The organism is Enterobacter asburiae (genome assembly GCA_011754535.1).
In the GTDB taxonomy this organism is placed as follows: domain Bacteria; phylum Pseudomonadota; class Gammaproteobacteria; order Enterobacterales; family Enterobacteriaceae; genus Enterobacter; species Enterobacter cloacae_N.
In genome coordinates, this window is sequence record JAAQVN010000001.1 from 2,111,559 (window position 1) to 2,123,571 (window position 12,013).

Consider the following 12,013-nt stretch of genomic DNA (forward strand, 5'->3'; position numbering starts at 1 on the left):
AGGCGACAACAGGTTATCTGTAAGGTTATTACGGGTTCACGAAGGTGTTTTTCACACGCGTTGAACGCTTGAAATAGGGCACCAGCAGCGCCGCAGCCAGTAACGGGAAAAGCAGCTGGCGGACAGCAAGCGCGTCAGACACGGGCGAGAAAGCAAACGCTTTAACCGCCAGCAGAACCGAAATGAGCAGCCAGATAATATAGTGCTTAGGCACGCTCTTGCGGCGCTTAAAGAAGGCGATGGTCAGCCACAGGGTGTAGTACCACATCCCAATCGCGAAAACGAACGACACAAACCACATTGCTATATTCAGCACGCTTTGCGACATCAGGGTCTGGATGGCGTGAGGGGTAATCAATGCGGTGGTATAAAGCAGCAGCGCAAGCGATGCGCTTAATAAGGCAACCAGCAGCCATGCCAGTGGGGCGATTAACCAGCCTCCGATGCGTTCTCCAGGCGTTGCGGTCATGAACTCTCCCATTATCTGCGCGAAATGTTGTACAGCCAGTTTGCAGGGCGGAGAGTATATAACATTTCGCGCGGATGGCTACTTTCTTATAAAACGTAGCGCCATACGGACTTCGGCACCTCGCCGACGTTGAACAAGCGTCCGCCGGAGACCAGCTCCGCACGGCGGTGGTCAGCGGCGCGATACATATTGATAATGTCCTGATTATCCGACAGGGTGTAGTTCAGATGGTCAAACAGTTTTTCCAGGCTCTCAAGCGAATTGATCTTGCGAAATTTTAATAAATAGTCCTGAACTGTCATATTAATAAGTTTCCATATAAAAGTGAGTAATACCAGTTAAGGTAATTCGGTCGAATAATAAACGGATTAATAAAGACGTAAACAGCCCACTCAGGTAACGCGACGAAATTAGGAGTTTTCTTTGCTGAAATTCAGGCATCGAAGGCGATGCCTGGAAGAGAAGGTTAACCGCGTTCACCAGGGCTGGCAATATGAAACTGACATATTATGTCACTCTTTATCGCAGCAACCGGTTACTTAGGATGGGTGACGGCAGCAGGCTCCGGCGGCTGGTAGTTATCAATATGGCTGGCTACGCCGAGCAAAATGACCGAAACCCCAAGAACAATCCATCCCGCTAATTCAATGATTCGATTAATAATTGATGTCATGATTTGCTGTTGTAATTTATCCATAAATACAGGGCGCAAATGTTACAGCGCTGTTTCTCTGACGGCAAGCGCTTTGGGAACGATTCCCTTAAACAAAATCAGAAGGTTAATACTATGTAACAAAAATAACCGCTACAGCCTGCTATTTTAAGCGCCATGGCTCATTATTAATGAGGGCAATGCCAGACAGGCCAGTATGAAATAAGAAACGCAAAAAGAGGACAACACGATGAGTGATAACATCCGCGTCGGGCTTATAGGCTACGGTTACGCGAGCAAAACGTTTCATGCGCCTCTGATAGCCGGGACGCCGGGGATGGCGCTGGCTGCGGTATCCAGCAGCGACGCTGCTAAAGTCCACGCTGACTGGCCCGCTGTGCCGGTTGTCTCTGAGCCAAAACATCTCTTCAACGATCCGAATATCGATTTAATTGTTATCCCCACGCCTAACGACACGCACTTCCCGCTGGCGAAAGCTGCGCTGGAAGCGGGAAAGCACGTCATTGTTGATAAACCTTTCACCGTGACGTTGTCACAGGCGCGTGAGCTGGAGGCGCTGGCAAAAAGCCTGGGAAGGGTGCTGTCCGTTTTCCATAACCGCCGCTGGGACAGCGATTTTCTGACGGTAAAAACGCTTCTCGGTGAGGGTACGTTAGGGGAGATCGTTTTTTTTGAATCGCACTTTGACCGCTTTCGCCCGCAGGTAAGAAACCGCTGGCGCGAGCAGGCCGGTCCGGGCAGCGGCATCTGGTACGATTTAGCCCCGCATCTGCTGGACCAGGCCGTTAATCTGTTTGGTCTGCCGGTGAGCATGACGGTCGATCTGGCCCAGCTCAGGCCCGGGGCACAGACAACCGATTACTTCCACGCGGTGCTCAGTTACCCGCAGCGCCGGGTTGTGCTGCACGGCACGATGGTCGCGGCTGCGGAATCTGCCCGCTATATCATTCACGGCACGCGCGGGAGCTACGTGAAGTTCGGCCTCGATCCGCAGGAAGACCGGCTTAAAAACGGTGAACGTCTGCCGCAGGAAGACTGGGGCTATGATATGCGCGACGGCGTCGTGACGCGGGCAGAAGGTGAGGAACGGGTCGAAGAAACGCTGCTGACGATACCGGGTAACTATCCGGCTTATTATGCAGCCATCCGCGATGCGCTGAACGGAACGGGGGAAAACCCGGTTCCGGCCAGCCAGGCGATTCAGATTATGGAACTGATAGAGCTGGGGATTGAATCTGCCAAACATCGCGCAACGCTTTGTCTGGCATAATTTTTGTAAGTCGGGTAAGCGCCAGCGCTACCCGGCAGCGCGTTAACCGCGCGCCACTTTATCTCGCAGCGCCTGCTTCTCTGCAGACGTCAGGAAGGCTATTTCCAGCCCATTAACCTGCGCCTGACGGATCTGCTCGCGGCTCAGACCTGCCTGCGGTGCCGCAATGTTGTACTCGTGGATGATATCCACGCCCTGGACCGCCGGATCGTCCGTGTTCAGTGAGGCCAGCACGCCGTGCTCAAGGAACGTTTTCAGCGGATGCTGCGCCAGCGTTGCCACGGTGCTGGTCTGAATGTTGGACGTCAGGCATGACTCAATCCCGATACGCTGCTCCGCCAGGAAATCCATCAGGGCGCGATCTTCTACCGCCTTCACGCCGTGGCCGATACGCTCGGCGCCCAGCTCGCGGATGGCCTGCCAGATGCTTTCCGGACCCGCTGCTTCCCCCGCATGCACGGTAATGTGCCAGCCGGCATCGCGCGCGCGGTTGAAGTGGGAGAGGAACAGGCTGCCGGGGAAGCCCAGCTCGTCACCGGCGAGGTCGACGGCGGTGATGGCATCGCGATGGGCCAGCAGCGCTTCCAGTTCCTGCAGGCAGGCGGCTTCACCGAACGTACGGCTCATAATACCGATCAGACGGGCCTGAACGTCGAAGGTTTTACACCCTTCGCGGACGCCTTCAATGACGGCTTCCACCACGCCTGCAACGGGCAGGCTGTGAGTCATCGCCATGTAGCCCGGCGAGAAGCGCAGCTCGACGTAATGCAGGCCGTTACGTGCCGCATCTTCAATGTTCTCAAACGCCACGCGGCGACAGGCATCCAGCGAGGCCAGCATCTTCACGCCCCAGTCGAGCTTGCTCAGGAAGCTGACCAGATCCGGTTCATTGGAGGTCACCTGTACGTGAGGGATCAGCGACTCAAGCGTCTGCGCAGGAAGCGTTAAATTGAACTGGCGGCCAAGATCGAGGATGGTTTGGGCACGAATGTTACCGTCAAGGTGACGATGAATATCAGTTAAAGGCAGGCGTGTATCAATCATGGTCGCACTCTTTTCTGGTTAAAGTGCGCCATATTATAAAAACAAAACGGGGTAAAAAGCTATTTGCGCAAGGGAAAATTCCGTTGCGCAAACAAATTACAGCAGCGTGTTGATCCCGGCGATGAGGCGCTGAACCCCTTGTTCCAGCTTGCTGCGCGGACAGCCGGCGTTCAGCCGCACGAAGCCGTTACCTTCGTTTCCGTACGTGTATCCCGGCATGATGGCGACTTTTTGCTGCTCGATCAGTACTTTTTGCAGCGCTCTGTCGTCAATGTTCAGCGGGCGCAGGTCGATCCAGGCCAGATAGGTTGCTTCCGGCGGCTGCCAGTTCAGTTTCGGAAAAGCACTGTTTACTTCCTGCGCGACGTACAGCAGATTCTCCTCCAGATAACGCCGTAAGGCATCCAGCCACGGCTCTCCCTGCTGGTAGGCGGCAATATGGGCCGTCAGCGCCAGTACGGAAGGAGAAGAGAGTCCATCCCGGCCTTTTAGCGCGCTGAGATAGCCGTCGCGGCTCTCTTCATCGCCAATCAGGCCGTATGCGCCCGTCAGCGCCGGAATATTAAAGCTTTTCGAGCCGGAGGTGAGAAGCGCCCATTTGCCGCGCGCCACCGCGTTCCACGGGGTGTGGCGATGCGCGCCCCACACCATGTCCATATGAATTTCATCGCTGATAACCGCCACGTCATAGCGTGCGCAAAGCTCCGCCATATGGGTCAATTCTTCACGCGTCCATACTTTTCCGGTTGGGTTTTGCGGGCTGCACAGTAGCAAAATTTTGTTTTCCGATTTCGCCAGCGCCGCTTCAAGCGCCGCCATATTGCCCTGCCAGCCTGCCGCCTGTTTCTCCATCTCAACGGGCACCACAAGGCGCGAATTGCCCTCAATGGCCTTAAAAAACGCATCGTACGCCGGGGTGTGAACCACCACGCCGTCACCGGGCTTTGACCAGAGGCGAATCAGCTCTGACACCATGTAGATGACGGAAGGTCCATAAACGACGGTTTCCGTATCAATCGGGCTGTTGAAGCGCTGCCGGAACCAGTGCGCGACGGCAGCGAGAAACTCGTCGTTCTTCCAGCGGCTGTAGCCCAGCACGCCGTGGTTAATGCGCTGATGCAGCGCGTCGGTTATGCAGGGGGCGGTGGCGAAATCCATATCAGAGATGGTGAAGGGCAGCAAATCCGCCGCGCCAAAGCGGTCGGCGACGTAGTCCCACTGCGTACACCAGGTGCCGTGTCGATCCACGACGGTAGAAAAATCAAACATGACGTAAATCCTTAAAGTAAAACCGCCTCATGAGAGGGGGTTGAGGCATCAGGCTTCTACTGTTCGCATCAGGGTGGCCAGCTCATCCTTCACTGACTGAACCTGCGGGCCGATAACTACCTGCAAATTGTGCTGGTTTAACTGTACCACGCCGATGGCCCGGTTGGCCTTCAGGGCGTTGGTATCCACTTTTGCCATATCCGCCACCGACAGGCGCAGGCGGGTAATGCAGTTGTCCAGTGAGGTGATGTTATCCGCACCGCCCAGCGCCGCCAGAATGGCTGGGGTGTTATACCCGGATTTGCCCACGGTACCGGTAACCGCCTGCTCAACGCTGGTGGCCGTATCAGTATCGCGGCCCGGCGTTTTCAGGTTAAAGCGGGTGATGGCGAAGCGGAAGATACCGTAGTACACCGCGAACCAGATAGCCGCCACGACCGGCACCAGATACCACTTGGTGGACAGACCGTGCAGGATCCCGAACACCACGAAGTCAATCACGTTACCGTCGGTGTTGCCGATGGTGACGCCCAGCACCGCCATCACGGTGAAGCCCAGACCGGTCAGCAGCGCGTGAATGAGATACAGCACCGGCGCAACAAACAGGAACAGGAATTCGATAGGCTCGGTGGTGCCGCCGACGACGCAGGCAATCACGCCGGAAATCAGCAGCCCTTTAATTTTATGACGGTTTTCCGGGCGCGCACAGTGGTACATCGCCAGCGCGGCACCCGGCAGGCCGCCGAGGAAGGCCGGCATTTTGCCCTGAGACAGGAAGCGGGTGGCGCTTTCGGAGAAGCCGTGGGTGGTCGGGCAGCTCAGCTGCGCCTGGAAGATGGTCAGCGCACCGCTCACGTCGTGACCGCACACTTCCATGGTGCCGCCCGCTTCGGTGAAGCGAATCAGGGCCACCAGGATATGCTGCAGGCCAAACGGCAGCAGCAGACGTTCGCCGGTGCCAAAGATCATCGGACCAAAATCGCCCGCGCCGTTGATGATGCGGCCAATGCCGTTGATGCCCATCGCAAAGACCGGCCAGATCAGCGGAATGATCAGGCCGAACAGACCCATGACCACCAGAGTGACAATCGGCACGAAGCGGGTACCGCCGAAGAAGGCCAGGGCATCCGGCAGGCGGATATTGTGGAAGCGCTCGTGCAGCATCCAGATAATGACCCCCGCGATCACCGCCCCGAGGATCCCGGTATCAATAGACTGGATACCAATCACGCTCTGGATGTTGTTAGCCTTCAGCACGGCAGCGTCGGTGGTCGGCAGAATGCCTTTCGCGGTCAGCCAGAAGTTAACCGCCAGGTTCATCACGGCGTAACCCACAAACCCGGCAAACGCCGCGACGCCTTTGTTCTCGCGGGCCAGGCCCAGCGGGATGGCGATGCAGAACATCACGGGCAGGAAGCTAAACGCGAAGGAGCCGACCTTACTCATCCAGATAAAGATCGCCTGCAGCACAGGGGTACCGAGGAACGGGATCAGCGTGATGACGTCTTTACTGCTTAGCGAACTGCCGATCCCGAGCATGATCCCGCAGAATGAGAGGAGTGCCACGGGGAGCATAAAGGTTTTACCCAGTTGCTGGAAAAACTCCCACAGCGATATTTTTTGTGCCGCTTTCGCCGTCATAAAACGACTCCTTTATTGTTAAAATCAGTTTATCTGCTTCAATGCTGCGAGAAGATAAAACGTTTTATCAAAGTTTAGTGCGCGCTGAATCACATTCTCAGGCTTTGACTGGTAGTATAAAGATAACGTATTGATAAAACGTTTTACCGATCTCATTTCAGGGAGTCACGCCGACACATGGCTGTAGCGAAAAAAGTCACCATCAACGATGTCGCGCTGGCAGCGGGGGTTTCCGTCAGCACCGTTTCTCTGGTACTGAGCGGAAAAGGGCGCATCTCTCCCGCGACCGGTCAGCGGGTGAACGAGGCGGTTGAGCAGTTGGGCTTTGTGCGAAACCGCCAGGCGTCGGCGCTGCGCGGCGGGCAAAGCGGGGTGATTGGCCTGATTGTCCGTGACCTGACGTCACCGTTCTATGCGGAGCTGACCGCCGGCTTAACCGAGGCCCTTGAAGCGCAGGGGCGGATGGTCTTTCTGCTGCACGGCGGGCGCGAGGCCGGGCAGCTTCTCTCCCGGCTCGATATGCTGCTGAATCAGGGAGTGGACGGGGTGATCGTCGCCGGGGCGTCGGGCGTGGGCAGCGAGCTGTGCGAGCGTGCCGCTGAAAAAGGCGTGCCGCTGGTGTTTGCTTCACGCGCCAGCTACCTTGATGAAGCCGATACGCTGCGCCCGGATAACATGCAGGCTGCGCAAATGCTGACCGAGCATCTTATTCGTCGCGGCCATCAGCGCATTGCCTGGCTGGGCGGCAAAAGCTCGTCCCTGACGCGCGCCGAACGGGTCGGCGGCTACTGCGCGACGCTGATTAAATACGGCCTGCCGTTCCACAGTGAATGGGTCGTGGAGTGCGAATCCAGCCAGAAGAAAGCGGCGGAAGCGATTGGGGCACTGCTGCGAAGCAGCCCGACGATCAGCGCCGTAATTTGCTACAACGATGTGATTGCCATGGGGGCGTGGTTTGGCCTGATCCGCGCCGGGCGTCAGAGCGGTGAAGGGGGCGTTGAAACCTTCTTCGGCCACCAGGTGGCGCTGGGGGCGTTCGCCGATGTTGGTGAGAACGCGCTGGACGATCTGCCGATCGTCTGGGCCACGACCCCAGCGCGGGAGATGGGCTATACCCTGGCGGACAGGATCATGCAGCGCATCGACAATACGGATGTCCAGGCCGGGCACCAGATTGTGGCGGCGCGGCTGGTGACGGTGAAGTAAATCAGCTCTGCCGCGTAAGCGGGCTGAGCGTCAGCTGTGTCTCCAGTGCCTCTATAAATTTTCGCACTTTTGCCGGGATCAGGCGAGAAGTCGGGTAAACAGCCCAAATGGCCAGCGATTCCGGCTGAGCATCTTCAAGGACGATCCGCACGAGTTTACCCTCTGTAATTGCAGGCTCTACGTACCAGCGAGATAAATTTGCGATGCCGAGTCCCCCCTGGCAAGCCTCGAAAATTGCCTCAATCGAGTTAGCCGAGAATCGGCCTGACACCTTTTGCTTGTAACGCTGTTCACCCTTTTCAAATGACCAGTGTGTCGTATCTGAGGTGGTCAGGCAGCTATGTCCAGCCAGATCGTTAAGTAATTTCGGTGAACCGTACGCAGCCAGATACTCCGCGCTGGCGCAAAGCTCGCGGGGATTATCACAGATGCGGTGTGCAACCAACCGGTTATCGCGCAGCGGGGCAATGCGTAACGCGACGTCTATGCCTTTCCCGACAATATCAATCTGATCATCGGTTGCCAGCAGGTCGACCTGCAGGGCCGGATGTTGCTGCATAAACAGCGGCAGCATTGGCGCGACGATCTTGCGTCCAAACGCCGCTGAGGCGGTAATGCGAAGGCGTCCGGACAGGTGCGTACCATCGGGAAACAGATCGGCAAGCGCGTTATTTTTATCTTCCAGCAACGCCTGTGCATGAGGCAAAAAAACCTCCCCATCGCTCGTGGGTGAGAGGGAGCGCGTGGTGCGATGCACCAGCCTGACACCCAGCTCAGCCTCAAGATTATTAAGAGACCGTGACGCCGCCATGGCGCTCATTGAGAGCCGACGCGCGGCGCCCGCCAGGCTACCTGCCTTAATGGCTTCGACAAACACTTCAACGTCTTCAAGTTTCATTATATCGTTTTTCGTTACGCTGCCTTATCAAAGTACATATCTACAGTATTTATCGTTGTGCTGCCATAGTCTCTTCACATCCTGAAAACATGAATCTGGAGTGAAGATGAAAAAGTTGAAAACGGTTCTGGCATTCAGCAGCCTGTTCCTGGTAAGTGCCGCCTGGGCTGATGCACCTGCGCAGGTGAAACAGCAGGTCCCCGGCTATTATCGTCTGGCGGTAGGGGAATACGAGGTCACGGCGCTGTTCGACGGCTATAATGACCTTTCGCCGTCATTACTACACGGGCTTTCAGGCGACAAGGTTCGTAAGCTGCTGGATCAGAATAAAATTGATGTCGAACGCATGCCGACCGCGTTTAACGCTTTCCTGGTTAATACCGGGAAACATCTGGTCATGATTGACAGCGGAGCGGGACACTGCGTGCCGCAAACGGCAGGCCAGCTGGTCAACAATATGAAAGCATCAGGCTATCGTCCTGAGCAGGTTGATACCATTTTCCTGACGCATCTTCATCTTGATCATGTTTGTGGCCTGAGCGACGCGGACGGTAAAGCGTTGTTCCCCAATGCGACCGTCTACGTACCGCAGGGGGAGGCCGACTACTGGCTCGATCCGGCAAAAGAAGCGAGCGCGCCGGCTAATGCGAAGGATTATTTCGCTATCGCCCGAAAAGCGTTATCTGAGTATAAAGCGTCAGGACACCTTAAAACCTTCGTTCCGCCAGCTTCGCCTATCCCGGAAGCCCAGACGGCCTATGCCGTTGGTCATACGCCTGGCAGTACCGTTTATCGCTTTGCGTCCCAGGGAACGGCTATTAACTTCATTGGGGATCTGATCCATGCGCCTGCCGTTCAGTTCCCGCATCCTGAAGTATCTATTCGCTTTGATGTCGATTCGAAAAAAGCCATCTCGTCCCGGGCGCAGGAGTTTAACGCGCTGGCGAAAGACGGTGAGTGGATGGCTGCAGCGCATCTGCCTTTCCCCGGTATTGGGCATATCACCGCCTGGCAGCAGGGATATAGCTGGAACCCTGTAAATTACGGTCCTTATCAACGTGCGGCCAACGTGCCTCTGCTGAAATAAAGTGAGGTTACGACCATGAAAAGTTACACCGTAACGGCAAACGGCATCCGCCAGTTTGTGGTTGAAGAGGGGGAAGGCGCGCCGGTTATTCTCCTGCACGGTTTTCCTGAAACAAACTATGCCTGGCGCTACCAGATACCGGTATTGTCCCGGCACTACCGCGTAATCGTGCCGGATTTACGAGGATATGGCGAAACGGATAAACCGGCTTCTGGCTATGATAAACGGAACATGGCGCGGGACATCCGGGAGCTGATGCGTGCGCTGGATTTACAGAAGGTGGTGCTGGTGGGGCACGATCGCGGCGCGCGCGTCGCGACACGGTTCGCAAAAGATTACCCTGAGCTGGTGGATCGTCTGGTGGTGATGGATAACGTGCCAACGCGCATTGTGGCGCGCGATTTGAATGCGTCCATCGCCCGCGCATACTGGTTCTTCCTGTTCCATCTCGTGCCCGATCTCCCGGAAGCGCTGATTGCAGGTCGAGAAAATATCTGGCTGCGCCACTTTTTCTCGGACTGGACCTACGATCCGTCAACCATCAGCGGCGAGGCGTTTGATACCTATGTTCGGGCGTATCAGGCACCCGGAGCCGTGCGAGGCGCGATGGCTGACTATCGCGCTAACGCAGAAGATGTGGCGCAGGATCTTGCCGACGCTGACGTGAAAATCGCGTGTCCGGTAATGTCGCTGTGGGGCAATGATTTTCATGCGGTCGGCAAGCTCTTCGATATGCAAAGCGTCTGGGCTGAAATGGCGGATAACCTTCGGGCGTACGGTATCGACGAGTGCGGCCATCTTCCTCAGGAGGAACAGCCTGAGAAAGTTAACGCACTGCTGTTGGATTTCCTGCAGGGATGGAAGGGATAACGGTAATAAAAAAACCCCTCATGCGAGGGGTTTTGCTGTTTACTGCTGCGGTGCCGCCGGGTCGGCTGGCGCTGCCGGTTCAGCCGGTTCCGGCATCCCCAGCGTTGGCATACCAAACATGCCGACAAACTCTTCCAGCGGCATTTTGTCGCCGTTGAGCGTGACCTGGCCGTTGGCGTACTGCAGGCTGGTAGAAATTGTGTTGTTATCCACCTTCGTGATGCGGAACATCTGGCCCATGGCCGCCAGACCTTTCACCTGCTGGTTCGCCAACTTGCCGGCATCTTCATCGCCGTAGCCTTCCAGCTTCGCAATCTGGGTCATAAACTCGGTCGCCATATCCATCGGGATGGTCAGCTTGCTGTCGAGCGACTTCACGCTACGATCCACTTCCTGCGCCAGCGTCTGCGGTTCACCCGTTGCGGCTGCAGGATCTTTCAGGAACAGCGACAGGTTAAAGCTGGTTTCGCCTTTGCTGTTTTTCCAGCTCAGCGGCGCAACGGTGACCACCGGCTCGCCTTTCAGCAGGATCGGCAGGTTATTGAACAGCACCGCCATCGCCTGCTGCTGGTACACCTCAGGGTTCTGCTGCAGCGCGGCGTCGGTCAGCAGCGCCTGGCTCTCTTTGCTGTATTTCTGGCTAAACTCGTGCCACGCCTGACCGTCGATATTGCCGATCTTCAGCGACAGCTTGCCAGTGCCCAGATCCTGATTCTGCACTTTCAGGCTCTTCAGGGTGTAATCCAGCTGAGTGTTGATGCTCTTACCGTCTTTAGATACGTCGGATTTACCGTTAACGTCCATGCCTTCCAGCACGGCCATCTCTTTCCCTTCAATTGCGATAGCAATCTTATCAACGGAGAGCTTCTGGTCGCCGATACGCTCTTTAAAATCGGTCATACGGCTGTTGCCGTCGGCTTTCAGGTTGTTGAAGGTGAGCTGAACCTTCTGATTATATTCGTTCACGGCGTTGACCAGGCCACTTTCCGCTTCACCCGTCATGGAGAAGACGTTGCCATCCCGATCTGCATCAAGTTTGAAATGACCGCCGCTGAAGGCGACTTTCTCGTTCTCTTTCTCGTAGTTCAGCGCTTTCAGCGCGATATCAGAGCTGGTATCACCGGAGTAGCTAATACGGGTGTTAATGTCGAAAGGTGACTCATTCTTTGCCAGGTCAAACAGCGGTTTGGTGACGTCGTTATTCACCAGCACGGTATGAACGGACGCCATGGACGGGATCAGGTTAAACGACTTCAGCTGCGCCAGCGGCAGCGGACCGTGGCTTACCACTTCATCCAGCACCACGCTCTGGCCGGGCTTCAGCCAGCCGTTTGCCGCACCGGCCACCGGCTTCACCACCAGCTGCATATGGCTGGTAAACACGCCGCGCTGATAGTTCTGATAGCTCAGCTCCAGACCCGCCTCCGGCGCGCTGCGCTTAATTTCTCCGTTAGCCTGTGCCACCATCTCAGCCAGACGGCTTTCCAGCTGTTTCCCGGTAAACCAGGAGGCACCCGTCCAGACCACGCCTAACGCTACAATCACTCCAACCGCTACGACCGATTTTTTCATTGCGACTATCCCTA

12 protein-coding genes are annotated in these 12,013 nt (G+C 56.3%); 4 read left to right on the top strand and 8 right to left on the bottom strand.

Annotation, left to right across the window (positions count from 1 at the left end):
* Window positions 1-28: 28 nt before the first annotated feature.
* The 3 genes from HBM95_10010 to blr form a co-directional block, all read right to left on the bottom strand.
* Complete coding sequence (locus tag HBM95_10010; protein NIH43263.1) at window positions 29-469, bottom strand: DUF2569 domain-containing protein; 441 nt, start codon at window positions 467-469, stop codon at window positions 29-31.
* A gap of 86 nt (window positions 470-555) precedes the next feature.
* Complete coding sequence (ydgT, locus tag HBM95_10015; protein NIH43264.1) at window positions 556-771, bottom strand: transcription modulator YdgT; 216 nt, start codon at window positions 769-771, stop codon at window positions 556-558.
* A gap of 233 nt (window positions 772-1,004) precedes the next feature.
* Window positions 1,005-1,166, bottom strand: coding sequence for a division septum protein Blr (gene blr / locus HBM95_10020; GenBank protein ID NIH43265.1), 162 nt, complete (start codon window positions 1,164-1,166; stop codon window positions 1,005-1,007).
* A 205-nt stretch (window positions 1,167-1,371) separates the two neighbouring features.
* Between blr and HBM95_10025 the strand changes: the two genes are divergently transcribed.
* Entirely contained in the window at window positions 1,372-2,412 is a 1,041-nt protein-coding gene (locus tag HBM95_10025) for an oxidoreductase (protein NIH43266.1), read from the top strand.
* A 42-nt stretch (window positions 2,413-2,454) separates the two neighbouring features.
* On the opposite strand, the gene add is transcribed toward HBM95_10025, so the two are convergent.
* From add to HBM95_10040, 3 genes are all read right to left on the bottom strand, one after another.
* A complete protein-coding gene (gene add, locus HBM95_10030) occupies window positions 2,455-3,456 on the bottom strand; it encodes an adenosine deaminase (GenBank protein NIH43267.1) in 1,002 nt (333 codons plus the stop codon).
* A 96-nt stretch (window positions 3,457-3,552) separates the two neighbouring features.
* The gene (locus tag HBM95_10035) at window positions 3,553-4,725 is read right to left on the bottom strand and encodes a pyridoxal phosphate-dependent aminotransferase (protein NIH43268.1); all 1,173 of its coding nucleotides are present in this window, start codon (window positions 4,723-4,725) and stop codon (window positions 3,553-3,555) included.
* A gap of 48 nt (window positions 4,726-4,773) precedes the next feature.
* Window positions 4,774-6,366: a PTS maltose transporter subunit IICB gene (locus tag HBM95_10040; GenBank protein ID NIH43269.1), complete on the bottom strand. Its 1,593-nt coding sequence runs from the start codon at window positions 6,364-6,366 to the stop codon at window positions 4,774-4,776.
* A 177-nt stretch (window positions 6,367-6,543) separates the two neighbouring features.
* Here HBM95_10040 and HBM95_10045 point away from each other — a divergent pair, with 177 nt between their 5' ends.
* Window positions 6,544-7,572, top strand: coding sequence for a Mal regulon transcriptional regulator MalI (locus HBM95_10045; GenBank protein ID NIH43270.1), 1,029 nt, complete (start codon window positions 6,544-6,546; stop codon window positions 7,570-7,572).
* Window position 7,573: 1 nt separating this feature from the next.
* Here the strand turns inward: HBM95_10045 and HBM95_10050 are convergent, their stop codons facing one another.
* Window positions 7,574-8,470, bottom strand: a complete 897-nt coding sequence (locus tag HBM95_10050) for a LysR family transcriptional regulator (protein ID NIH43271.1) — start codon at window positions 8,468-8,470, stop codon at window positions 7,574-7,576.
* A gap of 106 nt (window positions 8,471-8,576) precedes the next feature.
* On the opposite strand from HBM95_10050, the gene HBM95_10055 reads away from it, so the two are divergent.
* Entirely contained in the window at window positions 8,577-9,557 is a 981-nt protein-coding gene (locus HBM95_10055; GenBank protein ID NIH43272.1) for an MBL fold metallo-hydrolase, read from the top strand.
* 15 nt (window positions 9,558-9,572) lie between these two features.
* Window positions 9,573-10,427 carry an alpha/beta hydrolase gene (locus HBM95_10060; GenBank protein NIH43273.1) on the top strand — a complete coding sequence of 285 codons (855 nt, stop codon included), beginning with the start codon at window positions 9,573-9,575 and terminating at the stop codon, window positions 10,425-10,427.
* Window positions 10,428-10,466: 39 nt separating this feature from the next.
* On the opposite strand, the gene HBM95_10065 is transcribed toward HBM95_10060, so the two are convergent.
* On the bottom strand, window positions 10,467-11,999 hold the full coding sequence (locus HBM95_10065) for a YdgA family protein (GenBank protein ID NIH43274.1): 1,533 nt from the start codon (window positions 11,997-11,999) through the stop codon (window positions 10,467-10,469).
* Window positions 12,000-12,013: the final 14 nt, after the last annotated feature.

What these genes read in the sequence shown, in the direction of transcription:
- add (NIH43267.1), bottom strand. Translation starts at nt 3,456, where the DNA reads ATGATTGATACACGCCTGCCTTTAACTGATATTCATCGTCACCTTGAC.
- blr (NIH43265.1), bottom strand. Translation starts at nt 1,166, where the DNA reads ATGGATAAATTACAACAGCAAATCATGACATCAATTATTAATCGAATC.
- HBM95_10040 (NIH43269.1), bottom strand. Translation starts at nt 6,366, where the DNA reads ATGACGGCGAAAGCGGCACAAAAAATATCGCTGTGGGAGTTTTTCCAG.
- HBM95_10025 (NIH43266.1), top strand. Translation starts at nt 1,372, where the DNA reads ATGAGTGATAACATCCGCGTCGGGCTTATAGGCTACGGTTACGCGAGC.
- HBM95_10065 (NIH43274.1), bottom strand. Translation starts at nt 11,999, where the DNA reads ATGAAAAAATCGGTCGTAGCGGTTGGAGTGATTGTAGCGTTAGGCGTG.
- HBM95_10045 (NIH43270.1), top strand. Translation starts at nt 6,544, where the DNA reads ATGGCTGTAGCGAAAAAAGTCACCATCAACGATGTCGCGCTGGCAGCG.
- ydgT (NIH43264.1), bottom strand. Translation starts at nt 771, where the DNA reads ATGACAGTTCAGGACTATTTATTAAAATTTCGCAAGATCAATTCGCTT.
- HBM95_10060 (NIH43273.1), top strand. Translation starts at nt 9,573, where the DNA reads ATGAAAAGTTACACCGTAACGGCAAACGGCATCCGCCAGTTTGTGGTT.
- HBM95_10050 (NIH43271.1), bottom strand. Translation starts at nt 8,470, where the DNA reads ATGAAACTTGAAGACGTTGAAGTGTTTGTCGAAGCCATTAAGGCAGGT.
- HBM95_10010 (NIH43263.1), bottom strand. Translation starts at nt 469, where the DNA reads ATGACCGCAACGCCTGGAGAACGCATCGGAGGCTGGTTAATCGCCCCA.
- HBM95_10035 (NIH43268.1), bottom strand. Translation starts at nt 4,725, where the DNA reads ATGTTTGATTTTTCTACCGTCGTGGATCGACACGGCACCTGGTGTACG.
- HBM95_10055 (NIH43272.1), top strand. Translation starts at nt 8,577, where the DNA reads ATGAAAAAGTTGAAAACGGTTCTGGCATTCAGCAGCCTGTTCCTGGTA.